The organism is Brachybacterium sp. EE-P12, assembly GCF_003711805.1.
Classification (GTDB): Bacteria; Actinomycetota; Actinomycetes; order Actinomycetales; family Dermabacteraceae; genus Brachybacterium.
In genome coordinates, this window is sequence record NZ_QXCP01000008.1 from 49,299 (window position 1) to 72,716 (window position 23,418).

The window sequence follows — 23,418 nt, forward strand, 5'->3', positions numbered from 1 at the left end:
CCGCGCAGGCCGTCGCAGGAGGTCCCGTGACCGACGCCCCGCGGCCGCTCACCACCGCTCAGCGACTCGAGGACCTGCGCGAGCGGGATGCCGCGGCGGTCTCCGCCGCCGCCGACCTCGCCGTCCAGAAGCAGCACGCCCGCGGCAAGGGCACCGCACGGGAGCGCATCGAGGACCTGCTGGACGACGGCTCCTTCGTGGAGACCGACCGCTTCGTCACCCATCAGTCCCACGCCTTCGGCCTCGAGCGCAAGCGCCCGGCGGGCGACGGCATCGTCACCGGCTACGGCACGATCGACGGCCGCCAGGTGTGCGTGTACTCCCAGGACTTCACCGTCATGGGCGGCTCGCTCGGCGAGGCGCACGGCCGGAAGATCCAGAAGATCCAGGACCTCGCGCTGTCCACCGGTGTGCCGATCATCGGCATCCTCGACGGCGGCGGCGCCCGCATCCAGGAGGGCGTGGCCTCGCTGGCGATGTTCGCCGGGATCATGCGGCGCAACACCCGCGCCTCCGGCGTGATCCCCCAGATCTCCCTCATCATGGGCCCGGCCGCAGGCGGGGCCGTGTACTCCCCGGCGCTGACCGACGTGGTGGTCATGGTCGAGAAGACCTCGCACATGTTCATCACCGGACCGGACGTGATCCGCACGGTGACCGGGGAGAACGTCGGCTTCGAGGAGCTCGGCGGGGCGCGCACCCATTCGACCCGCTCGGGCGTGGCCCACTACATGGCCGCCGACGAGTCCGAGGCGATCGAGTACGTCAAGGACCTGCTGTCCTATCTGCCGGCCAACACGCTCAGCCCCGCGCCCAGCTATCCGGTGCGCAGCGAGGACCAGACCACGGCGGAGGACCGCGCGCTGGACGGCCTCGTCCCGGACTCCCCCAACCAGCCCTACGACATGGGCGCCGTGCTGCGCACGATCCTCGACGACGGCGAGCTGCTCGAGCTCCAGCCCGGCTTCGCGCAGAACATCCTGGTGGGCTTCGGCCGCATCGAGGGCAGCAGCGTCGGCATCATCGCCAACCAGCCCTCCCACTTCGCCGGCACGCTCGACATCGACGCCTCCGAGAAGGCGGCGAGGTTCGTGCGCCTGTGCGATGCGAACAACATCCCCGTCCTCACCCTCGTGGACACGCCCGGGTTCCTGCCCGGCACGGACCAGGAGTACGGCGGCATCATCCGCCGCGGCGCGAAGCTGCTGTACGCCTATGCGGAGGCGACCGTCCCGCTGGTCACCGTGATCACCCGCAAGGCCTACGGCGGGGCCTACATCGTCATGGGCTCGAAGGACCTCGGCGCGGACATCAACCTCGCCTGGCCCACCGCCCAGATCGCGGTGATGGGCGCCCAGGGCGCGGTGAACATCCTCCACCGCCAGACCCTGCGGACGGTCGAGGAGTCCGGCGGCGACGTCGAGGCCGAGCGCACGCGCCTGCAGGCCGAGTTCGAGGAGCAGTTCGCCACCCCCTACGCGGCCGCCGAGCGCGGCTGGATCGACGGGGTCATCGAGCCCTCCGAGACCCGCGTGCAGGTGGCGCGGGCGCTGCGCGCGCTGCGCACCAAGCGCGACTCCCTGCCCGCCAAGAAGCACGGGAACATCCCGCTGTGAGCGCCGCAGGATCCTCCCCCGCCGTGCAGGCCGCCGACGTGCGCCTGGTCGCCGGCCGGCTCGCGACCGACGAGCTCGCCGCGATCGCGGTGGTCGTCTCGGCCATGAGCGTGACCAGCCGCCTCGAGGCGGAGGAACGCGCCCTGGCCGAGGGCAGGCTGGGCGGGAGCGCCTGGACCTCGCCGGTGCACACCCACGGCGGCGCCCACCGGGAGCGGCTGCATCCCTCGAGCTCGTGCTGGTTGTACGCGGACCGCTGAACGGCCGGGGCGCGCACCCTAGACTGCCGGGCATGCCCTCCCAGACCCCTGCCCGCGTCCCGTCCGCGCTGGACGCCCTCGCGAACCAGTACGTCGAGGACCTCACCGCGAAGGATCCCTTCCTCGCGACCTCGCTCGGGATCCCCGGGCACGACGCCGAGGTGACCGACCACTCCCCCGCCGCGCAGGCGGAGCGCACGGGCCTGGCCCGCGAGCTGCTCACCGCGATCTCCGAGGTCCCCGACGAGGATGAGGTCGACGCCGTCACCCGCGCCGCGCTCCAGGAGCGTCTCGGCCTCGAGCTCGAGCGCGACGCGCAGCACCTCGACATCGCCGCGGTCAACAACCTCGCCTCCGTCCTGCAGTCCCGGGACGTGCTGGACCAGATGCCCACCGAGACCGCCGAGGACTGGGAGGTGCTCGCCGAGCGGATGGCGGGCTTCCCCCGCGCGCTCGGCACCTGGGCCGAGTCTCTGCGCGAGGCCGCGGCGGCCGGCACCGTCGCCGCGCGCCGCCAGCTCGAGCTCGGCGCCGCCCAGGCCCGCGGCTACGCGGCCGACGGCGGCTTCTTCGACACCTTCGCGGACGAGGCCCTCGGCGACGCCGCGCAGCAGCGCCGGGTGCGTGAGGGCGCCGAGGCGGCGCGCAGCGCCTATCGCGAGATCGCCGAGGTGCTCGAGTCCCTGATCCCGCAGGCCCCCACCGCGGACGCGGTGGGCCGCGAGGCCTACCAGCTCGCCTCCCGCACCTTCCTGGGCGCCGAGATCGACCTCGAGGAGACCTACGCCTGGGGCATCGAGGAGCTGCGAGACATCATCGCCGAGCAGGAGCAGGTGGCCGCCCGACTGAACGAGCGCTATGGCACCGGCGGCGGCAGCTCGGTCGCCGCTGCGAAGGCCGCGCTCAGCGCCGACCCGGCCCGCCTCCTGCACGGCACCGACGCGCTGCAGGCCTGGATGCAGGACCTCTCCGACACCGCGATCTCGGACCTCGCGGGCACCCACTTCGACATCCCCGCGCCGCTGCACCGGCTCGAGTGCCGCATCGCCCGCACCGGCTCGGGCGGCATCTACTACACGGGACCCAGCGAGGACCTCTCCCGGCCGGGCCGGATGTGGTGGGACGTGCCCGAGGGCACCGAGGAGTTCCGCACCTGGGAGCAGACGACGACCGTCTACCACGAGGGCGTGCCCGGCCATCACCTGCAGGTGGGCATCCAGACCCTGCAGGCCGAGTCCCTGAACCGCTGGCGCGCGATGCTGTGCTGGGTCTCCGGCCACGGCGAGGGCTGGGCGCTGTACGCGGAGCGGCTCATGGAGCAGCTGGGCTATCTGGAGGACGACGGCGACCGGCTCGGGATGCTCGACGCGCAGCGGCTCCGGGCCGGCCGCGTGGTGCTCGACATCGGCCTGCACCTGGGCCTGCCCATGCCCGGCGGCCTGCCGGGGGCCGACGGAGGCGCCTGGGACGAGCGCACCGCCTGGGAGTTCATGACCCAGAACTGGGGCGTGGAGGAGGCGGAGCGCCGCTTCGAGCTGCACCGCTATCTGGGCTGGCCCGGGCAGGCCCCCTCCTACAAGCTCGGCCAGCGCACCTGGGAGCAGCTGCGCGCGCGGGCGACCGCGGCCGACTCCTCCCCCGCCGCCGTGCGGGACTTCCACCGCCGCGCCCTGGAGCTGGGCAGCCTGCCGCTGTCCGTGCTGGAGGGGGCGCTGTGACCGCCGTGCACGACCCGTCGGCCGACCCGGCGGGAGCCGGGCTCGAGGAGCACGAGCCGCTGCTGCTGCTCGCCTCGGCCTCGGCCGGGCGCCGCGCGACCCTCGCGGCGGCCGGCATCGAGCACACGACGATGCCGGTCGACCTCGACGAGGACGGGATCCTCGCCGCGGCTCGCGAGGCGGCGGGGGACGCCCCGCTCGCCCCGGCGGAGGAGGTGCTGCTGCTGGCCCGCGAGAAGGCGACGGCGGCCACCGCCCGCAGCGAGGGCGGCTACGTGGTGCTGGGCTGCGACTCGATGCTCGAGCTGGACGGCGAGGTGATCGGCAAGCCCCATGAGCCGGCCCGCGCCGCGGCGCGCTGGCGGGCGATGCGCGGCCGCACCGGCGTGCTGCACTCCGGGCACTGGGTCGTGGACGACCGGGATCCGGAGGACGGCGGCACCGGCGCGACCTTCGGGGCGAGCGCGTCCTGCGCGCTGACCTTCGCGGAGCTCTCCGACGCGGAGATCGACGCCTATGTCGCCACCGGCGAGCCGCTCGGCGTCGCCGGCGGCTTCACCATCGACGGCCGCGGCGGGCCGTTCGTCGACTCCGTCCAGGGGGACCCGCACGCCGTGGTGGGGCTGTCCCTGCCGCTGCTGCGCCGGATGCTCGGGGAGATCGGCCTCGCGATCCACGAGCTGTGGGTCCCGGCCGGGCCTGGCGCCCTCTGACCTCTCGCGGTACTAGACTCGGCCCCTGCTGACCTCCCGGAAGGAAGACCTCCCCCCATGGCCCCTCGCCCCGCCAAGCCCCGCCCGCTGTCCACGGTGCTCATCGCCAACCGTGGGGAGATCGCGGTGCGCGTCGCCCGGGCCTGCAAGGACGCCGGGCTGCGTTCGATCGCGGTCTACGCCGACCCGGATCGTGACGCGCTGCACACCGTGATCGCCGACGAGGCCTACGCCCTCGGCGGGACCACCGCCGCGAGCTCCTATCTCGTCGTCGACAAGATCCTCGACATCGCGCACCGCTCCGGCGCCGACGCGATCCACCCCGGCTACGGCTTCCTCTCCGAGCGCGCCGACTTCGCCCAGGCCGTGATCGACGCGGGCCTGACCTGGATCGGCCCGCCGCCCTCGGCGATCGAGCAGCTCGGCGACAAGGTCTCCGCCCGCCACATCGCGCAGAAGGCCGGGGCCCCGCTGGTCGCCGGCACCAAGGACCCGGTCAGGAACTCCGACGAGGTCGTGGACTTCGCCCGCGAGCACGGCCTGCCGATCGCGATCAAGGCCGCCTTCGGCGGCGGCGGACGCGGCCTGAAGGTCGCCCGCGAGGAGTCGGAGGTGCGCGAGCTGTTCGACTCCGCGGTGCGCGAGGCGGTGGCCGCCTTCGGCCGCGGCGAGTGCTTCGTCGAGCAGTTCCTGGACTCCCCCCGGCACGTGGAGACCCAGTGCCTGGCCGACATGCACGGCAACGTGCAGGTCGTCTCCACCCGCGACTGCTCGCTGCAGCGGCGCCACCAGAAGCTCGTGGAGGAGGCTCCCGCCCCCTTCCTCACCGCGCAGCAGAACGCGCAGCTGGTCTCCTCCTCGAAGGCGATCCTGCGCGAGGCCGGCTACGTGGGCGCCGGCACCTGCGAGTTCCTCGTGGGCAAGGACGGCACCATCTCCTTCCTCGAGGTGAACACGCGCCTGCAGGTCGAGCACCCCGTGACAGAGGAGGTCGCCGGGGTGGACCTGGTGCGCGAGCAGCTGCGGATCGCCGCCGGCGAGCACATCGCCGACGAGGACCCGGCGGTGCGCGGCCACTCCTTCGAGTTCCGCATCAACGGCGAGGACCCGGGCCGCGGCTTCATGCCCTCCCCCGGCCGGATCCAGCGCTTCGAGGCGCCGTCCGGTCCGGGCGTCCGCGTCGAGAGCGGGGTGCGCTCCGGGGACGAGGTCTCCGGCGCCTTCGACTCGATGCTCGCCAAGCTCGTCGTCACCGGCGCGACGCGCCAGGAGGCGATCGAGCGCTCCCGTCGGGCGCTCGCGGAGTTCCGCATCGAGGGCATCCCGACGGTGCTCCCCTTCCACCGGACCGTGATGGAGGACCCGGCCTTCACCCCGAAGGACGCCGAGGAGCCCTTCTCGGTGCACACCACGTGGATCGAGACCGAGTTCACCGGCGAGCTGCCCGCCGCCCCGCTGCCCGCGCAGCCCGAGGAGCCCGAGGACCGCGAGGCCGTCGTGGTCGAGGTCGACGGCCGCCGCGTGGAGATCAGCCTGCCCGCCTCGCTGCGCGCCCCGCAGGCCGCGGTGCGTCAGCCCCGCAAGCGCCAGCACGGCTCCGGGGGCGGCGCCGCGGCCGGCGGCAACAGCGTCGCCGCGCCCATGCAGGGCACCATCGTGAAGGTCGTCGCCGAGGAGGGCCAGACGGTCGCCGACGGCGACGTGCTCGTGGTGCTCGAGGCGATGAAGATGGAGCAGCCGATCACCGCGCCCCGCTCGGGCGTGGTCAAGGGCCTGGACGCCGAGATCGGGGCGACCGTCTCCGCCGGCGCGGTGCTCTGCTCGATCGAGGACTGATCCCACGGGAGGCCGACCCGGCTGTTCCGCGCCGGCATGGTCAGGTGCTGGCGCCTGGCGTCCCTCTACGACGATATAGGCGTACCGGGACGCCCTGCGCCAGTACCTGACCACGCCCGCGTCCGACCCCTTGCCGGGCCGGCCACGCCCCGCACCCGCAGCCACGCCCGGCCGGCCGCGCTGTCGCCGCCGGCCCGGCCCGCGGGGCGCTCAGCTCTCGCGGGCGAGCACCTGCTGCCGGGCGACCTCGGCGAGGGAGCCGGTGAGCGAGGGATAGATCGTGAAGGTCCCCGCGACCTGCTCGGCGGTGAGCCGGTGGGCGACGGCGAGGGTGTACGGCAGGATCAGCTCGCTCGCCCGCGGGGCGACCACGACGGCGCCGAGCACCGTGTGGGAGTCGGGACGCACGATCAGCTTCACGAAGCCCTCGTCCAGGCCCTGCATCTTCGCCCGCGGATTCGTCTCCAGGCCCAGCACGAGCACCTCGGCGCGCACCTGGCCGGAGGCGACCTCGGCCTCGCTCACGCCCACCACCGCGATCTCGGGGCTGGTGAAGATCGCGGAGGAGACCTGCGCAGCGATGAGCGGCGAGACCGCATCTCCCAGCGCGTGGTGCATCGCGATCCTGCCCTGCATCGCCGCGACCGAGGCGAGCGGGTACACCCCGGTGCAGTCCCCGGCCGCGTAGATGCCCCGCACCGAGGTGCGCGAGACGCGGTCGGTCTCGATGTGCCCGCTCTCCCGGACCCGCACCCCGGCACTCTCCAGTCCCAGGCCCGTCGTCCTCGGGATCCCACCGAGGGCCATGAGGGCGTGGCTGCCGGTGATCTCCTCGCCGGAGGTGAGGGTGACGACCACCCCGTCGGCCGTGCGGCGGGCGGAGGCGGCGCGGGAACGGGAGCGGACCGTGACGCCGCGCCGCGCGAAGGCGTCCTCGAGCACGTCGGCGGCGTCGGCGTCGGTGCCGGGCAGCACCTTCTCGCGCGAGGAGACGAGGGTGACCTCGCTGCCGAGGGCGCGGTAGGCGCTCGCGAACTCGGCGCCGGTCACGCCCGAGCCGACCACGATCAGGTGCTCGGGCAGCTCCTCGAGGTCGTACAGCTGGGTCCAGTTCATGATCCGCTCGCCGTCGCAGGGCGCGTCGGCGAGCTCCCGGGGGCGGGCGCCGACGGCGAGCAGGATGACGTCGGCCTCGCACCGCCGCGTCACCTCCCCGTCGGGGCCGAGCACCTCGACCCGGTCCGCGCCGTCGAGGCGGCCCCGGCCGTCCACGAGCTCGACCCCGGCCTCGGCGAGGCTCGCGCGGATGTCCTCGGACTGCGCCTCGGCGAGCCGCCGCACGCGTGCGTTGACGGCGGCGAGGTCGACGTCGAGGGTCTCGGCGGTGGGGGCGGCGCCGTCGTCGGCGTCCCGGATCCCGAGCTCCCGGGAGCCGGCGACGAGGTCGAGCACCTCGGCGGTGGCGATGAGGGTCTTGCTGGGCACCACGTCGGTCAGGACGGCCGCGCCGCCCAGCCCGCGCTCCTCGACCAGGACGGTGCGGGCGCCGTGGCGGGCGGCGGTGAGGGCGGCCTCGTAACCGCCGGGTCCTCCGCCGATGATCACCACCTGCACGTCGTCGCCGCTGCGGGGGACGCGGCGCGGGTCGGGCGGCAGGGCGGTGCTGGGATCTCTCACGCCGCCATTGTGGCAAGTCCTGTGACGTCAGGGGCGGTTTCCACGAGGCCGCACGTCGGGCCTGCGCGGGGCGGTTCGCTGCGCTACCTTCGGTCCATGACTGCATCGACCGCATCGACGACCGCTCCGTACCAGCTCGTCCGTGACGCCGCCGCCGCGATCGCCGAGGCGAGCGGAGTCGAGTCCCATGACCTCGCCCTCGTGCTCGGCTCCGGCTGGGCGGGCGCCGCGGATCTGCTCGGCGAGACCGTGTGGCAGGCCGAGGCGACCTCGATCCCGGGGTTCCGCCCGCCCGCGGTCGCCGGGCACGTGGGGATGCTGCGCTCGGTGCGCGTCGAGGGCACCGGGGCGCGGGCGCTCGTGCTCGGTGCCCGCACCCACTTCTACGAGGGCGCGGGCGTGGACGCGGTGGTGCACGGGGTGCGCACCGCCGCGGCGACCGGGGCGCGCACGTTGGTGCTGACCAACGGCTGCGGCGGCATCGACCCGTCCTGGCGGCCCGGCACGCCGGTGCTGATCCGCGACCAGATCAACTTCACCGGCGCGACCCCGCTGGTGGGGGCGAACTTCGTCGACCTCACGGATCTGTACACCCCGGCGCTGCGGAAGATCGCGAAGCAGGTCGACCCGTCCCTGGACGAGGGCGTGTACATGCAGTTCTCCGGCCCCACCTACGAGACTCCGGCGGAGGTGCAGATGGCGAAGGTGATCGGTGCGCACCTGGTGGGGATGTCCACCGCGCTCGAGGCGATCGCGGCACGCGAGGCCGGCCTGGACGTGCTGGGCATCTCGCTGGTCACGAACCTCGCCGCCGGCGTCTCCGGGGAGGCGCTCAGCCACGAGGAGGTGCTCGAGGCGGGCCGCGAGGCGGGGCCGCGCATCTCGCGCCTGCTCGCCGAGACGGTGCGCCGCATCACCGCGGCCGGGGACGGCGGCGCGGCGGATGCTGCGGCGAGCGCCGAGGCCACCGAGGGCGGCGAGGCATGACCCCCGCGCCCGCCGACCCCGCTCCCGCGCCGCTGGAGGACGTGCTGCGCGCGCGGGCCGCGGCCTGGATCGCCGACGACCCCGACCCGGCCGCCCGCGCGGCCCTGACGAGCCTGCTCGAGCAGGCCGAGGCGGGCGCCGAGTCCGCGCTCGAGGAGCTGCGCGATGCCTTCGCCGGGGATCTCGAGTTCGGCACCGCCGGGCTGCGCGGCCGGATGGCGCCGGGACCGGCCCGGATGAACCTGGCCGTCGTCTCCCGAGCCGCCCGGGGCCTCGCCGACCACCTCACCGGCGATCTCGGCCTCGAGGAGCCGCTGGTGGTGATCGGCTTCGACGCCCGCCACCGCTCGGAGGACTTCGCCCGCACCTCCGCCGAGATCATGACCGCGGCCGGCTGCCGGGTGCGTCTGCTGAAGCGCCCCGGCCCCACGCCGCTGATCGCCTTCGCCGTCCGCCACCTCGAGGCGGACGCCGGGATCGTCGTCACTGCCTCCCACAACCCGCCGGCCGACAACGGCTACAAGGTCTACCTCGGCGGCCGCGCCGCGGACCCCGCGGGGCAGGGCGTGCAGATCGTGCCGCCCTCGGACGCGCAGATCGCCGCGCGCATCGCGGCCGTCGGCCCCGTGCGGGGGATCCCGCGGGCGAGCGAGGGCTGGGAGCTGCTGGGCGAGGAGCTGCGCGAGGACTATCTCGACGCGATCTGTGCCCTGCCGGATCTCTCCGGGCCGCGGGAGGTGCGGATCGTGCACACCGCGATGCACGGCGTGGGCACCGAGACCGCGCTCGCGGCCCTGCACCGCACCGGCTTCGCGGAGGTCCACCCGGTCGCGAAGCAGGCCGATCCCGACCCGGACTTCCCCACCGTCGCGTTCCCGAACCCGGAGGAGCCGGGCGCGATCGACCTCGCCCTCGAGCTCGCCCGCACCGTCGAGGCCGACGTGGTGATCGCCAACGACCCCGACGCCGACCGCTGCGCCGCCGCGGTCGCCGACCCGCATCTGGGCGAGTGGCGGATGCTCACCGGCGATGAGCTCGGCGTGCTGATCGGCGACCACCTGCTCCGCCGCCACGGGTACTCCGGGACGTTCGCGAACTCGGTGGTCTCCAGCCGCTGGCTGGGCCGGATCGCGAGCGCGGCCGGGCTCGAGGCGGCGACCACGCTGACGGGCTTCAAGTGGATCGCCCGCGCGCCGGGGATCGCCTTCGGCTACGAGGAGGCGATCGGCTACTGCGTGCTGCCCGAGGTGGTGCGCGACAAGGACGGCCTCTCCGCGGCGCTCATGGTCGCCGAGATGGCGGCGCTGGCCCGCGCGGAGGGGACCACCCTCGTCGGCCGGCTCGACGAGCTCGCGCGCGAGCACGGCCTGTTCTCGACCGCGCAGCTCTCGCTGCGGGTCACCGAGCTCTCGGAGCGGGACGTGATGATGGCGCGCCTGCGCTCGGCCCCGCCCGCGGTCCTCGCAGGCAGCGAGGTCACCACGGTGCAGGATCTCGCCGAGGGCTCGGTGGGGACCACCGGGCTCCCGCCGACGGACGGGGTGCTGCTGGCCACGGCCGACGACGCGCGCGTGATCGTGCGTCCCTCCGGCACGGAGCCCAAGCTCAAGTGCTATCTCGAGGTGCGCGAGGAGGTCCCCGCAGGGGCCGACGAGGCTGCGCTCGGCGCGGTGCGCCGCACGGCCGGCGAGCGCCTGGAGCGGATCACCGAGGACATGCGCAGCGCGCTCACGGGCGCCTGACCCGCCCGCGGGGCGAGCGGTCCTCGCCGCCCGGGAGGAGCCCGCTCAGTACCCGCTGCCGGCGCCGCCCTCGAGGATGGCCTTCGAGGAGGACAGACCGAGCCGGCTGGCCCCGGCGGCGACCATCGCCTCGGCCGCCTCGCGGGTGCGGATCCCGCCGGAGGCCTTCACGCCGAGGCGGTCGCCGACGGTCTCGCGCATCAGGCGCACCGCGTGCTCGCTCGCGCCGCCCGCAGGGTGGAAGCCGGTGGAGGTCTTCACGTAGTCGGCTCCGGCGCGCTCGGCGGCCTCGCACACGGCGACGATCTGCTCATCGCTCAGCGCGGCGGACTCGATGATGACCTTGAGCAGCACCGGGGCCTTCGCGACGTCGCGGACCGCACGGATCTCGTGCTCGACCGCGTCGTACTGACCGGCGCGGGCCAGGCCCACGTTGATCACCATGTCGATCTCGTCCGCGCCCTTGGCCACGGATTCACGCGCCTCGAAGGCCTTCACCTCGGCGCTGTGCTGCCCGGAGGGGAAGCCGCAGACGGTCGCGACCTTCACGCTGGTCTCCACGGGGAGCATCGAGGGCGAGACGCAGATCGAGCAGGTGCCGAGCGCCTCGGCCTCGCGGGCGAGGGCGTCGACGTCGGCGCGGGTGGCCTCGGGCTTGAGCAGGGTGTGGTCGATGAGCTGGGCGAGCTGGGCGTTCTCGAGTGCGGTCATGAACCGAATCCTGCCATGTCCACGGCCGGACGGACACTGCCGGCGACGGACTGCGGACGTCCTCGGGACGACGGCCGGCCCGCGCCGTGCCCGTAGAATCGTCGTCCATGACCGGCCCCTCTGCGCTCCCCCGTCCCCCGCGCCGCATCGTGATCGTCGCCGGTCCCTCGGGGAGCGGCAAGGGCGTGATGTCACGTCGGGCCGGACTGCCCACCGTGCCGCTGGACGAGTTCTACCGGGACCACGACGACCCCTCGCTGCCCCGCCGCTTCGGCATCGTGGACTGGGACGACCCGGCCTCGTGGAACGCGGGCGCCGCGCTCGAGGCGCTCACCGCCCTCGCCCACGACGGCGTCGCCGAGGTCCCCGTCTACTCCATCCCCCTCTCGCGCCGCACCGGCACCGCCGTGATGCACGCCGAGGACGCGGAGCTGATCATCGCCGAGGGGATCTTCGCGGCGCAGCTCATCGCGCCGCTGCGGGAGCTGGGGCTGCTGGCCGACGCGATCGTGCTGCAGCGCCCGGTCCCGCTCGTGTTCGCGCTGCGCCTCATGCGGGACCTGCGCGAGGGCCGCAAGCCTCCGCTGACTCTCCTGCGCCGCGGCTGGGCGCTGGCCCGCGAGCAGGGCGGGGATCTCGCCGCCTGGCGCGCGGCGGGGATGCGCCCGGTGGGGCTGAGGGAGGGCACGCGGCTGCTGCGGCGCCTCGCCGCGCTCACCGCGGCCGAGCGCCGCCAGCGCTCCGGCGCGGGCGGGGAGCGACTGCTGCGGATCACCGCGGTCGCCTTCCTCCGCGACAGTCCGCGCGGCGAGGAGCTGCTCGCGGTGCGCAAGCGCGGCACCGGCTCCTACATGCAGGTGGGCGGGAAGCTCGAGCCGGGCGAGTCCGCGATCGAGGCGGCGCTGCGGGAGGTCGAGGAGGAGCTCGGGGTGCGCCTGCGCGCCGAGGATCTCGAGCCGCTGGGCGACTTCGAGGCGGTCGCGGCGAACGAGCCGTCCACGCGGGTGCGCTCGACGGTGTTCCGCTGCCGCACGGCGCTTCCGGAGCCGCTCTCGGTGCGGGCGGAGCTCGCAGATCACCGATGGCTCCTCGTCTCCGAGCCCGGCCCCGGCCCGCGCCTCGCCCCGCTCATGACCGAGCACATCCTCCCCGCCCTGCGCGGCGCCTGACCCGGGCGGGCGCGGCCCTGCCGGGCCGTCGGCCGGGGTCAGGCGATGCGGTCCAGGACGATCCGGCGCTCGGGCAGGGCGGTGCCGGGCGCGGCGAGGGTCCAGGAGCCCTCGAGCGCCTCGAGCGCGCGGCCCATCCGCTCGGGGGCGTCGGTGTGGAGACGGGCGAGCACGTCCCCGGCCCGCACCTGATCCCCCAGGTGCTTCTCGATCTCGACCCCGGCGGCGGCCTGCACGGCCTCGCCCGGGCGGGAGCGGCCCGCCCCGAGGCGCCATGCGGCCACGCCCACGCCCATCGCGTCCAGGCCCGTCACGACCCCGTCCTCGCTCGCCCGCAGCTCCTCGACGTGCTGCGCAGTGGGCAGCGGGGCGTCGACCTCGCCTCCCTGGGCGGAGATCATGGCGCGCCAGGAATCCATGGCGCGGCCGTCGGCGAGCGCGGCCTCGACGTCGGGGTCGCTCACCCCGGCGGCCTCGAGCATCTCGCGGGCGAGCGCGCAGGTCAGCTCGACCACGTCGGCGGGTCCGCCGCCGGCGAGCACCTCGAGCGACTCGCGCACCTCGAGGCCGTTGCCGGCGGTGCGGCCGAGCGGGGCGGACATGTCGGTGAGCAGCGCGACGGTGCGCACGCCCGCGTCGGTGCCGAGGTCGACCATGGTGCGGGCGAGCTCGCGGGCGTCGGCCTCGTCCTTCATGAAGGCGCCCGCGCCTGTCTTGACGTCGAGGGTGAGCGCGGCGGTGCCCTCGGCGATCTTCTTGGACATGATCGAGGAGGCGATCAGCGGGATCGTCTCGACGGTGCCGGTGACATCGCGCAGGGCGTAGAGCTTCTTGTCCGCCGGCGCCAGACCGGAGCCGGCCGCGCAGATCACGGCGCCGACCTCCGCGAGCTGACGCATCATCTCCTCGTTGCTGAGGGAGGCGCGCCAGCCGGGGATCGCCTCGAGCTTGTCCAGGGTCCCGCCGGTGTGGCCGAGCCCCCGACCGGACAGCTGCGGGACGGCGACGCCGTAGGAGGCGACCAGCGGCGCGAGCGGGAGCGTGATCTTGTCGCCGACCCCGCCGGTGGAGTGCTTGTCGGTGGTGGGCGTGGCCAGGGCGGAGAAGTCCATCCGCTCGCCGCTGGCGATCATGGCGGCGGTCCAGTCCGCGATCTCCTCGCGCTCCATGCCGCGCACGAAGATCGCCATGGCCAGTGCCGCCATCTGCTCCTCGGCGACGACGCCGCGGGTGTAGGCGTCGATCACCCAGTCGATCTGGGCGCTCTCGAGGCGCTGCCCGTCGCGCTTGGTGCGGATGACGTCGACGGCGTCGAAGGGCTCGACGGCGGGGCTGTCGGTCGTGGCGGTCATGACGGGTCTCCTGGGGTGGTCGGGGGCGGTCAGCGGGCGAGGTCGGCGGGGCCGAAGGCCTGCGGGAGGACCTCGGCCATGGTGCGCGGCCCCTCGGGCGTGAGCAGCACGAGCCCCGCTCCGGCGTGCTCGGAGAGCAGCTGGCGGCAGCGGCCGCAGGGCATGACCACCTCGCGCTCGTCACGGGCGAGGTGCTCGTCCCCGCCCACGCACACGAAGCGGTCAAGCCTCCCTCCGCCGCCGGCGACCAGCTCGCTGATCAGCCCGCACTCGGCGCAGAGGGTCACGCCGTAGCCGGCGTTCTCGACGTTGCAGCCGCGCACGAGCCGGCCGTCCTCGGTGAGCGCGGCCGCGCCGACCCGGAACCGGGAGTAGGGGGCGTAGGCGCGCTCGGCGATCTCCCGAGCCTCCGCGAGCAGCGGGGCGAAGTCGGGCTCAGCGGCGGCGGGGGGCGTGGCGTGCTCGGTCATGACCTCGATGCTCTCACTGACGGGACCGGATCGCCCGGCGCGCGGTCACTGCTTGATGTAGGGCTGGCCGTCGGCGGCGGGGACGCGCACCCGGCCCACCACGCCCGCCACCGCGAACAGCGCCACGATGTAGGGGAGCATGAGCAGGAAGTCGCCGGGGATGGAGACCCCGCCCTCCGAGGCGGTCATCGTGCCCAGGCGCAGCTGGAGCGAGTCCGCGAAGGCGAAGGTCAGCGCCGCCAGCAGCGCGCCGACGGGGTGGTAGCGGCCCAGGATCATCGCGGCCAGCGCGATGTACCCCTTGCCGGCGCTCATCTCCTCGCCGAACGCGACGCCGGTGCCGATGGTGAGCGTCGCCCCGCCCAGGCCCGCGACCGCGGAGCCGAGCAGCACGTTCTTCCAGCGGGTGAGGTTCACGGCGATGCCGACGGTGTCCGCGGCCTTCGGGTGCTCGCCCACGGCGCGCACGCGCAGCCCCCAGCGGGTGCGGAACAGCGCGACCGTGAGCCCGGCGACGATGATCCACATGAGGTAGACGAGGATGTTCTGGTCGAAGAGCACCCGGCCGATGACGGGCAGGTCCGCGAGCACGGGGAGGCGCAGGGTGGGCAGGCGCATGGCCGCGTTGAACTGGGAGGGGTTCTCCCGCATGACGGTGCCGAAGAAGAACGAGGTCACGCCGATCGCGAGCACGTTCAGCACGACGCCGACGATGATCTGCTGGACGTGGTACCCGACCGCGAACAGGGCCAGCAGAGCGCCCATGATCAGCGCCATCAGCGGTGCGGCGAGCAGTCCGATCCAGACGCTGCCGGTGAGGGAGCCGATGAGCGCGGCGCCGAAGGCCCCGAAGAGCAGCTGCCCCTCGATGGCGATGTTGATGACGCCGGCACGCTCGGAGAGCACCCCGGACAGCGCCCCGAAGGCGAGCGGCACGGCGAGCACGATCGTGCCCTGCAGCAGGGTGGTGACGTCGAGGGTGCGCTGGGAGATCACCCAGGTCATGAAGGCGAGGATCCAGGCGAGCGCGAAGACGACCACGAGCGTGACCCGCAGCCGGGCCCGGGGCCGGGCGACGCGGGCCTGCAGCACCCACAGCGCTGCGGAGAGCGCGAGGGCGAGCAGGGAGAACGCGACCGCTCCGCCCTTGGAGGGCAGCGTGACCGACTCGGGGATGATGCCGAGGGGGTTCAGGTCGCTCTCTCGCGCCAGCACGTAGACGGACTCGACGCCGGGGATGCCGCGCAGGCCGAAGAAGACCAGCGCCAGCAGTCCCAGCACGGTCGTGGTCGCGGGCAGGTGCCACCAGCTGGCGGGGCGGGTGTCGTCGAGGGCCCGCTCGACGGCGGAGTCGTCGGCGACCACGACGGGTGCGGTGCTCATCGCTCGTCCTCCTGCGGGTCGGCGGGCCGGTCGGCGTCGGGGGCAGGGCCTGCCTCCCGATCGGCCTCGGGTCCCGGGTCCGGGGCCGGGTCGGGGTCCGGTCCCCCGGCACGGTGCGTCGGCGCACCGGCGGCGGCCCCGCTCGCGGCGGCGGCCTTCCCGGCGTCCCCGTCGGCGGTGCGGGCCCGGCGGGCGCGGCGCACGCGGGCCGCGGCCCCGGGATGGTCGACGCGGCGCAGGCCGATGAGGGTGCGCACCAGCGGCGGCGCCGCGATGAACAGCACCACGAGCACCTGGATCACCTGCACCAGGTCCAACGGCACGCCCTGGCTGGACTCCATGAAGCGCCCGCCGGTGGAGAGCGCCGCGAACAGCAGGCCGGCCAGCACGATGCCGACGGGGCCCGAGCGGCCCAGCAGCGCGACGGTGATCGCGTCGAAGCCGATGTTCCCGGCCACGCCCTCGGTGAGCCGCTTCTCGGTGCCGAGCACGTGGACCGCTCCGGCGAGCCCCACGAGCGCGCCGGCGACGGCGAGGACGAGGAAGGAGGTGCGGGCCGGGGAGATGCCGGCGACCTGCGCGGCGCGCGGGTTCGAGCCGACGGCCCGGAAGTGGAAGCCGATCGTGGAGCGGCTCATCAGCCACCACAGCAGCACAGCGGCGCCGGCGGCGAGGATCAGCCCGGCGTGGAGGCGGAAGCCGTCGCCCAGCAGCGGGGGCAGCATCGCGTTCTCGCCGATCGAGGGCGAGGTGGGCTGGGACTGGTTCGCGCCGGTGAACGCCTTGGTCTTCAGGGCGAAGAACAGCAGGTAGGTCGCGATCCAGTTCAGCATGATGGTGCTGATGACCTCGTTGGCGCCGAAGCGGGCCTTGAGGAAGCCGGCGATCCCGCCCCAGATCCCGCCGGCGATGACGCCGGCGACCAGGCAGGTCAGCAGGTGGATCACGACGGGCAGGTCGGCGGTGAAGCCGACGTACCCGGCGGCCATCGCGCCGACGATCAGCTGGCCGGTGCCGCCGATGTTGAACAGGCCCGCGCGGAAGCTGACGGCCATCCCGGCGGAGGCGATGATCAGCGGGGTCGCGACGGTGAGCGTCTCGGTCAGCGGCCGCAGCCCGGCCGAGAGCGCGGGGATCAGCACGTAGGTGCCGGAGCCGCCGGCCTCGCGGACGGAGTCGGCGGCGCGGGAGTAGCCGGTGCCGTCGAAGATCGCGCCGCGGAACATCGCCCGGTACGCCTCGCTCACGGACTGCCAGATGGCGGTCAGCGCGTCGGAGGGACGGGCGAGGAAGTAGCCGAGCGTCTCGCGGACCTCCTGGTCCGCGATGACGATCAGCACGGAGCCGATGAGGAAGGCGAGCACGAAGCTCATCACGACCACGAGCAGGTCGCCGCGCGCGATGCGCTGCAGGGCGCGGGCGAAGGCGGTCTCGGCGGTGTGCTCCGGCGGCGGCGGGGTGTCGCTGCTGCCCGCGCCGATGCCGGGGGCGGAGCCGGTCTCGGCGGCGTCGACGGTGCTCATCATCGTGCGCTCCCCTCCTGCCGGGGGCTCGTGGCGGGTCGGTGGAGCGTGCTCATGCGATGTCCCCTTCGTCCGCGAGCTGCGAGTCGGTGGTGCGGGCCCCGGAGGCGACGGCCTCTCGCGCCGCCTCGGCGGTGTACCCGGCCATCATCAGACCCAGCACGTCGCGGTCCTCGTCCCCCGGCACGATGCCGAGGATGGTGCCGCGGTACATCACGGCGATGCGGTCGGCGAGCTGGGTGACCTCGTCCAGCTCGGTGGAGACGATCACGACGGGGGTGCCCTTGTCCCGCTCGTCGAGGATGCGGCGGTGGAGGAACTCGATCGAGCCGACGTCGACGCCGCGGGTGGGCTGGGAGGCGATCAGCAGGGCCAGCTCGCGGTTCAGCGCCCGGGCCATCACGACCTTCTGCTGGTTGCCGCCGGAGAGGGTGGAGACGGCGGCGGCCGAGGAGCCGGTGCGGATGTCGAACTCGGGGATCAGCCGGGCGGCGTTGTCCCGGATCGCACGCAGCCGCATCGCCAGGGCGCTGCCGAAGGGCGGCCGGTCGTGCTGGTCCAGGACCAGGTTCTCGGCGACGGAGAAGTCGGCGATCAGGGCGTCATGGGTGCGGTCCTCGGGGACGAAGCCGACGCCCGCGTCGAGGACCTGCTTGGTGCTCAGGCCTACCAGCTCGCGCCCCTCGAGCCGCGCGGAGCCGTGGACGTTCTCCTCGAGCCCGAGCAGCGCCTCGGACAGCTCCGTCTGGCCGTTGCCCTGGACGCCCGCGATGCCCAGCACCTCGCCGTGGCGCACGTCGAAGGAGACCCCGTCGAGGACCCGGGTGCCGGCGGCGTCGGTGACGCGCAGGTCGGTGACCTCGAGCGCGACCTCGCCGGGCTCCGCCTCGGCCTTGTCCTGGGCGAGGGAGACCTGGCGACCCACCATGAGGGAGGCGAGCTCGGCCTGGTCCGCGGAGGGATCGGCCTCGCCCACCACCTTCCCGCGCCGGATCACGGTGATGCGGTCGGAGACGGCCTTGACCTCGCGGAGCTTGTGGGTGATGAAGACGATCGAGGTGCCCTCGTCGCGCAGCTGGCGCATGATCGCCATGAGTTCGTCGGTCTCGTGCGGGGTGAGCACGGCGGTGGGCTCGTCGAGCACGAGCACCTCGGCGCGGTGGCTGAGCGCCTTGATGATCTCGACGCGCTGCTGCGCGCCGACGGGCAGGTCCTCGACGAGCGCGTCGGGGTCCAGCTCGAAGCCGAAGCGGGCGGAGATCTCGCGCACCAGGGTCCGCGCGGCGCCGATGTCGAGCAGTCCCCGGCGGGTCGGCTCGTGGCCGAGCACCAGGTTCTCGGCGACGGTGAAGACGGGCACGAGCATGAAGTGCTGGTGGACCATGCCGATGCCGGCGGCCATGGCGTCCCCGGGATCGGCGAAGGAGACCGGGTCGTCGTCGATGACGATCTGGCCGCCGTCGGGCCGGTACAGCCCGTACAGCACGTTCATGAGGGTCGACTTGCCGGCCCCGTTCTCGCCGAGCAGGGAGTGGATCTCCCCGGGCTGGACGACGAGGTCGATGGCGTCGTTGGCCACGAAGCTCCCGAAGGTCTTCGTGATCCCGCGCAGTTCGAGCTTCACAGCACTCGCTTCCGTCGGCGCCGACCGGCTCCGGTCGGGCGGTGGGTGGGCACGGGGCGCGGTCCCCGCCCCGAGGGGTGGGGACCGCGTGCCGTGCAGCGGGTCAGGCCGCCTCGGGCGAGGCGTCCGACTCGACGGCGACCTCGCCGTCGATGATGTCCTGTCGCAGCGCGTCGACCTCGTCCTGCAGCTCCGAGGGGACCTTGTCCTCGAGGTCATGGTAGGGGGCGAGGCCCACGCCCTCGTTCTCGAGGGTGCCCACGTACGGGGTCGCGTCGAACTCGCCGCCGGAGGCGCCGGTGATGACGTCCTCGACCGCGACGGCCATCTCCTTCATCACCGAGGTGAGGATGACGGCCTGCGCATCGGGATCCGAGGAGTTGGTCTCGTAGCCGTCGGCGTCGACCCACACCACGTAGCGCCCCTCGCCCTCCTTCGCGGAGGCGAGGGTCCCGGCGCCCACGGGGCCGGCCACGGGCATGACGATGTCCGCACCCGCGTTGTAGAACTCGTCCGAGACGGCCTTGCCCTTGGACTGGTCCTCGAAGTCGCCGGTGAAGGAGCCCTCCTGGGAGTCCTTGTCCCAGCCGAGCGCCTGCACGTCGGTGTCGTGGACCTCGTTGTAGTGGGCGACGCCGTCGACGAAGCCGTCCATGAAGATGGTGACGGTGGGGATGTTCATCCCGCCGTAGGTCGCGACCTTGCCGGTCTCGGAGGTGCCCGCGGCGACGTAGCCGGCGAGGAACGCGGCCTCGGCGGTGTCGAACTCGATCGGCTTGACGTTCTCGACCTCGATCGCGTTGCCGTCGGCGTCCTGCGCGGTGGAGTCCACGATCGCGAAGTCGGTGTCGGGGTTTGCGCTCGCGGCGCTGCCGGTGGCGGGCGCGAGCAGGAAGCCGACGGTGACGATCAGGTCGCAGCTCTGGGTGACCAGGTTGTTGATGTTCGGCTCGAAGTCGGAGACCGCCTTGGACTCCGAGGTGGCCGTCTCGACGCCGAGATTCTCCTTCGCGGCGACGAGACCGTTGTAGCTCGACTCGTTGAAGGATTTGTCGTCGAAGCCGCCGGAGTCGGAGACCATGCAGGCCTTGTAGTCGCTCGAGCCGCCGCCGGCATCGCTGCCGCCGCCGGAGGAGGACTCCTCCGGCGCGGTGCCGCAGGCGGCGAGGGTGAGGGCCCCGGCGCCGGCGAGGGCGAGGGCGCGCGTGATGCTCTTCATGGATGGTTCCTCCGGTGGGGATGCGGGGTCCGGGAGCGCCCCGGGGGTTCCGTGACGACGTCGCTGTCGTCGTGCGCTCAGGACATTAGCCCCGCGCATGGCGCGAGGGGCGGGTTCCGTCCCAGATCGTGGAAACCGTTATGAAATCGACGCGGAGGTGGCGTACAAGGGTCGGCCAGGCGCGGGGCCGCGGCGGCCGCTCGGCGCCGGCGCCGGGCGGAGGCTCAGGCGTCGGCGAGGTCCCGTTGCACGCAGGCGGCGGCGAGCACGCTCGCCCCGATCCCGATGGCGCGCTCGTCGATCATGAGGTCTCCCATGTGGAGGTCGTAGGTGCGTCCGCCCGGGGTCCGGGTGCCGAGGCGGGCCAGGGCGCCGGGCACCTTCTCGAGGTACCAGGCGAAGTCCTCGCCGCCGAGGGACTGTGCGGTGGGGTCGAGGTTCTCGTGCCCGAGCACGCCGCGCACGGCCGCGGCCAGCACCTCGACACTCGCGGGGCTGTTCGAGACCGGCGGCACGCCGCGGTCGTGGGTGACCCGGGCCTCCACGCCCCAGGGCCGCACGAGGTCGGCGAGGACCTCCTCGAGCAGCTGCTCGGCGCGGTCCCAGGCCTCGTGGTCCAGGCAGCGCAGGGTGCCCTCGAGGGTGCCGGCGCTCGGGATCGCGTTGAAGGCGGAGCCGGCGTGGATCGCGCCCCAGGTGAGGTTCACGCCGGAGCGCGGGTCCATGCGGCGGGTGAGCGCGGCGGGCAGCTGCGTGGCGATCGAGCCGAGCGCGTAGACGAGATCCTGGGTGAGGTGGGGGCGGGAGGTGTGGCCTCCGGCGCCGCGCACCTGGATCCGCACCGGATCGGTCGCGGAGGTGATCGGTCCGGACTTCAGCCCCACATGGCCCACGTCCACGCCCGGATCGCAGTGCAGGGCGAGGATCGAGTCGACGCCGTCCAGGACGTCCTGGCCGATCAGCTCGAGCGCCCCGCAGGGGTGCATCTCCTCGGCGGGCTGGAACACCAGGCGCACCCCGCGTCGCAGCGCGCCCTCGTCGGCCACGCGCACCAGCGCGGTCGCGGCACCGAGCACGGCGCTCATGTGCACGTCGTGGCCGCAGGCGTGGGAGACGCCCTCGACCGTGGAGCGGTACGGGACGGTGCTGAGCTCGGGGATGCCGAGCGCGTCCATGTCCGCGCGTAGGCCCATCAGCTCCAGGGACGGGTCGGCGCCGGGGATGTCGCAGATCAGACCCGTGCCCGCCATCCGTCGCGGGGCCAGGCCCAGCTCAGCGAGCTGCTGGGCGATGAAGTCGGTGGTCGCGTGCTCCTCGTGGGAGAGCTCGGGGTGGCGGTGGAGATGGCGGCGCACGTCCCGCAGCGCCGTCGCCCGCTCGGCGACGGTGCGGGCGATCAGGCCCTCCGGTCCGAGCATCGCCCGCTGCCGCGAGGCCTCCGACAGCACCTGCTGAGACTGCTCCACGCGTCCGCTCCCGTCCTGGGTGTCCTGGTCCCGGACGCTCTCGTCCGGGACGTGCTGATCGGCCCGACGGGCCGGAGTGCGCGCCGCTCGCGACGGGCCGGCGGCGCGGGGTCAGCGCAGCCGGTCCAGGCCCTGCGCGTCGAGACGGTCGACGAGGTGCTGGAGGGCCTGCGCCTGCTCGTCGGCGAGCACCAGCAGCGCGTCCTCGGTGTCCACGATGCTGACGCCCTGCAGCCCGAGCAGGGCGATGTGGCGATCCGTCGCACCGTACACCGTGGCCCGGGAGGCGTGCGCATCGACGCTCGCGCTTCCCACCACGTGGACCTCGGTGCCGTCCTCGCCGCGCAGCACCCGCCCCTCGCGGTCCCGCAGCCGGCGGGCGAGCGCGGCGAAGTCGCCGACGTCGTCCCAGCCGAACTCCGCCGGCACCATCGCGACCCTCCCCTGGGCGGCCAGCGGCTCGGCGAGCGCGTGGTCGATCGCGATCGCGGTCATCGTGGGCCAGACCCTCTCCAGCACCTGCTGCGCCTCGTCGGTGCCGTGCGCGGCGGCGATCTCCCGCACCCCGGCGGCGAGGGCGGGGATCTGTGCGGCGAGCTCGTCGAGCAGCACGTTCGCGCGCACGACGAACATCCCGGCGTTCCAGCGCATCCCGGCGGCGATGAACTCCTCGGCCCGCTCCCGATCGGGCTTCTCGACGAAGCGCGCGACGGGCTCGACGCCGACGGCGCGCAGCCGTCCGGCGAGCGCGGCATCCGCGGGCGCGTCGTCGGCGGGTGCGTCGTCAGCGGGTGCGTCGTCTGCGGATGCGCCCGCCGCCTGGATGTAGCCGAAGGCGGTGGACGGGCAGGTGGGGGTGATCCCGAGGGTGACCAGCAGCCCGAGCTCGGCGGCGTCGCGTGCGGCGGTGACCGCGCGGGCGAAGGCGGCCTCGTCCTTGATCAGGTGGTCGGCGGCGAAGGCGCCGATCACGGCGTCCGGCTCCTCCCGCTCGACGAGCGCCGCGGCGAGCGCGATCGCGGGCATGGAGTTGCGGGCCGACGGCTCGGCCAGCACCCGCACGGCGCCGCTGGCCTCGTGGTCACCCAGCTGCTCGCGCACCGCGGCGGCGTGGGCGCGGCCGGTCACCACGATCGGCGGTCGGTCCGCGAGCGGGGCGAGGCGGTCGAGCGTGAGCTGCAGCAGCGAGCGACCCTCCCCCGTGAGGTCCAGCAGGAACTTCGGCCGGTCGCGGCGTGAGAGCGGCCACAGTCTGGTGCCGGAGCCTCCGGCGGGGATCACGGGGATGAAGGGGGCCTCAGGCATGAGCCCAGCGTATCCAGCCCTCACGACCCCTCCTCGACGCGTCCGAGGCCCGGGTCGGAGCGGGTCACCCCGCCTCCTGCCTGGTGCTACGCTGACGATGCCCCTGTCGGGGGCGATGATGATGTCGCCGTGTCGCGAAACGGCCTCCCGTGAGGTGGCCCAGCGCTGCGACGACCCCGGGGGCCTCGGCCCTCCGAGGTCCCGCGCCACGCGCCGCGGAGCACCGTCCCAGCTCCCGGCGACACCTCGACGCTTCTGGAGGAACTCCGTGGCTTCCGCCCAATCCGGGACGCTCTATCGCGGACGCGAGGGCATGTGGTCCTGGGTCGCCCACCGCATCTCAGGAATGGCGATCTTCCTGTTCCTGCTCGTGCACGTCCTGGACACCGCGCTCGTGCGCGTCTCGCCCGAGGCGTACAACGAGGTCATCGGCCACTACAAGACCGTCGTCTTCGGCCTCGGCGAGGTCGCCCTGGTCGGCGCCGTGATCTTCCACGCCCTCAACGGCCTGCGCATCATCCTCGTGGACTTCTGGTCGAAGGGCACCACGCATCAGCGGAAGCTCTTCTGGGGCGTCGTGATCGTGTGGGCCGTCCTGATGGCCGGCTTCCTCCCCCGTCACCTCATGCACATGTTCGGAGCGTGAT

At 73.8% G+C, this 23,418-nt stretch carries 19 protein-coding genes; 9 read left to right on the forward strand and 10 right to left on the reverse strand.

The genetic code is table 11. The annotated features are described in order from the left end of the window. The first annotated feature begins 26 nt into the window (after positions 1 to 26). From D1648_RS11920 to D1648_RS11940, 5 genes are read left to right on the forward strand one after another with little or no spacing between them, the layout of a single operon-like run. On the forward strand, positions 27 to 1,616 hold the full coding sequence (locus D1648_RS11920; RefSeq protein WP_122942113.1) for an acyl-CoA carboxylase subunit beta: 1,590 nt from the start codon (positions 27 to 29) through the stop codon (positions 1,614 to 1,616). Then, complete coding sequence (locus D1648_RS11925) at positions 1,613 to 1,876, forward strand: hypothetical protein (RefSeq protein WP_122942116.1); 264 nt, start codon at positions 1,613 to 1,615, stop codon at positions 1,874 to 1,876. Before D1648_RS11920 ends, D1648_RS11925 begins: the two co-directional genes overlap by 4 nt. 32 nt (positions 1,877 to 1,908) lie before the next feature. Beyond that, positions 1,909 to 3,594, forward strand: coding sequence for a DUF885 domain-containing protein (locus D1648_RS11930; RefSeq protein ID WP_122942118.1), 1,686 nt, complete (start codon positions 1,909 to 1,911; stop codon positions 3,592 to 3,594). A 5-nt stretch (positions 3,595 to 3,599) separates the two neighbouring features. After that, positions 3,600 to 4,307 carry a nucleoside triphosphate pyrophosphatase gene (locus tag D1648_RS11935; RefSeq protein ID WP_122942217.1) on the forward strand — a complete coding sequence of 236 codons (708 nt, stop codon included), beginning with the start codon at positions 3,600 to 3,602 and terminating at the stop codon, positions 4,305 to 4,307. A gap of 57 nt (positions 4,308 to 4,364) precedes the next feature. Further along, positions 4,365 to 6,143, forward strand: a complete 1,779-nt coding sequence (locus tag D1648_RS11940) for a biotin carboxylase N-terminal domain-containing protein (protein ID WP_122942120.1) — start codon at positions 4,365 to 4,367, stop codon at positions 6,141 to 6,143. Between the two features lie 210 nt (positions 6,144 to 6,353). Here the strand turns inward: D1648_RS11940 and D1648_RS11945 are convergent, their stop codons facing one another. Beyond that, entirely contained in the window at positions 6,354 to 7,820 is a 1,467-nt protein-coding gene (locus D1648_RS11945) for an NAD(P)H-quinone dehydrogenase (RefSeq protein ID WP_241155477.1), read from the reverse strand. 96 nt (positions 7,821 to 7,916) lie between these two features. On the opposite strand from D1648_RS11945, the gene D1648_RS11950 reads away from it, so the two are divergent. Together D1648_RS11950 and D1648_RS11955 are read left to right on the forward strand one after the other, a co-directional pair. Continuing rightward, positions 7,917 to 8,807: a purine-nucleoside phosphorylase gene (locus D1648_RS11950; protein ID WP_122942123.1), complete on the forward strand. Its 891-nt coding sequence runs from the start codon at positions 7,917 to 7,919 to the stop codon at positions 8,805 to 8,807. Then, the gene (locus D1648_RS11955) at positions 8,804 to 10,549 is read left to right on the forward strand and encodes a phospho-sugar mutase (protein ID WP_122942125.1); all 1,746 of its coding nucleotides are present in this window, start codon (positions 8,804 to 8,806) and stop codon (positions 10,547 to 10,549) included. Before D1648_RS11950 ends, D1648_RS11955 begins: the two co-directional genes overlap by 4 nt. Before the next feature lie 45 nt (positions 10,550 to 10,594). Here D1648_RS11955 and deoC read toward each other — a convergent pair whose 3' ends face one another. After that, the gene (gene deoC / locus D1648_RS11960; RefSeq protein WP_122942128.1) at positions 10,595 to 11,260 is read right to left on the reverse strand and encodes a deoxyribose-phosphate aldolase; all 666 of its coding nucleotides are present in this window, start codon (positions 11,258 to 11,260) and stop codon (positions 10,595 to 10,597) included. Between the two features lie 107 nt (positions 11,261 to 11,367). Here deoC and D1648_RS11965 point away from each other — a divergent pair, with 107 nt between their 5' ends. Further along, positions 11,368 to 12,429, forward strand: coding sequence for an NUDIX domain-containing protein (locus D1648_RS11965; protein WP_122942131.1), 1,062 nt, complete (start codon positions 11,368 to 11,370; stop codon positions 12,427 to 12,429). 38 nt (positions 12,430 to 12,467) lie between these two features. On the opposite strand, the gene D1648_RS11970 is transcribed toward D1648_RS11965, so the two are convergent. The 8 genes from D1648_RS11970 to D1648_RS12005 all read right to left on the reverse strand — a co-directional run bounded on the left by D1648_RS11970 (position 12,468) and on the right by D1648_RS12005 (position 22,771). Further along, positions 12,468 to 13,781 carry a thymidine phosphorylase gene (locus D1648_RS11970; RefSeq protein WP_122942133.1) on the reverse strand — a complete coding sequence of 438 codons (1,314 nt, stop codon included), beginning with the start codon at positions 13,779 to 13,781 and terminating at the stop codon, positions 12,468 to 12,470. Positions 13,782 to 13,810: 29 nt separating this feature from the next. Beyond that, complete coding sequence (locus D1648_RS11975; protein ID WP_122942135.1) at positions 13,811 to 14,251, reverse strand: cytidine deaminase; 441 nt, start codon at positions 14,249 to 14,251, stop codon at positions 13,811 to 13,813. A gap of 45 nt (positions 14,252 to 14,296) precedes the next feature. Next, entirely contained in the window at positions 14,297 to 15,634 is a 1,338-nt protein-coding gene (locus D1648_RS11980; protein ID WP_122942137.1) for an ABC transporter permease, read from the reverse strand. After that, positions 15,631 to 17,160 (reverse strand): ABC transporter permease, encoded by a 1,530-nt coding sequence (locus D1648_RS11985; RefSeq protein ID WP_370239793.1) that lies wholly within the window; start codon positions 17,158 to 17,160, stop codon positions 15,631 to 15,633. Before D1648_RS11985 ends, D1648_RS11980 begins: the two co-directional genes overlap by 4 nt. A gap of 49 nt (positions 17,161 to 17,209) precedes the next feature. Next, positions 17,210 to 18,781, reverse strand: coding sequence for an ABC transporter ATP-binding protein (locus D1648_RS11990; RefSeq protein WP_122942140.1), 1,572 nt, complete (start codon positions 18,779 to 18,781; stop codon positions 17,210 to 17,212). A gap of 103 nt (positions 18,782 to 18,884) precedes the next feature. Continuing rightward, entirely contained in the window at positions 18,885 to 20,000 is a 1,116-nt protein-coding gene (locus tag D1648_RS11995) for a BMP family protein (RefSeq protein WP_122942142.1), read from the reverse strand. 224 nt (positions 20,001 to 20,224) lie between these two features. Next, positions 20,225 to 21,466, reverse strand: coding sequence for a M20 family metallopeptidase (locus D1648_RS12000; protein WP_122942144.1), 1,242 nt, complete (start codon positions 21,464 to 21,466; stop codon positions 20,225 to 20,227). Positions 21,467 to 21,577: 111 nt separating this feature from the next. Further along, positions 21,578 to 22,771 (reverse strand): mannose-1-phosphate guanylyltransferase, encoded by a 1,194-nt coding sequence (locus tag D1648_RS12005; RefSeq protein WP_122942146.1) that lies wholly within the window; start codon positions 22,769 to 22,771, stop codon positions 21,578 to 21,580. A 268-nt stretch (positions 22,772 to 23,039) separates the two neighbouring features. Here D1648_RS12005 and sdhC point away from each other — a divergent pair, with 268 nt between their 5' ends. Beyond that, complete coding sequence (gene sdhC, locus D1648_RS12010) at positions 23,040 to 23,417, forward strand: succinate dehydrogenase, cytochrome b556 subunit (RefSeq protein WP_122942148.1); 378 nt, start codon at positions 23,040 to 23,042, stop codon at positions 23,415 to 23,417. The last annotated feature ends 1 nt before the right edge of the window (position 23,418 follow it).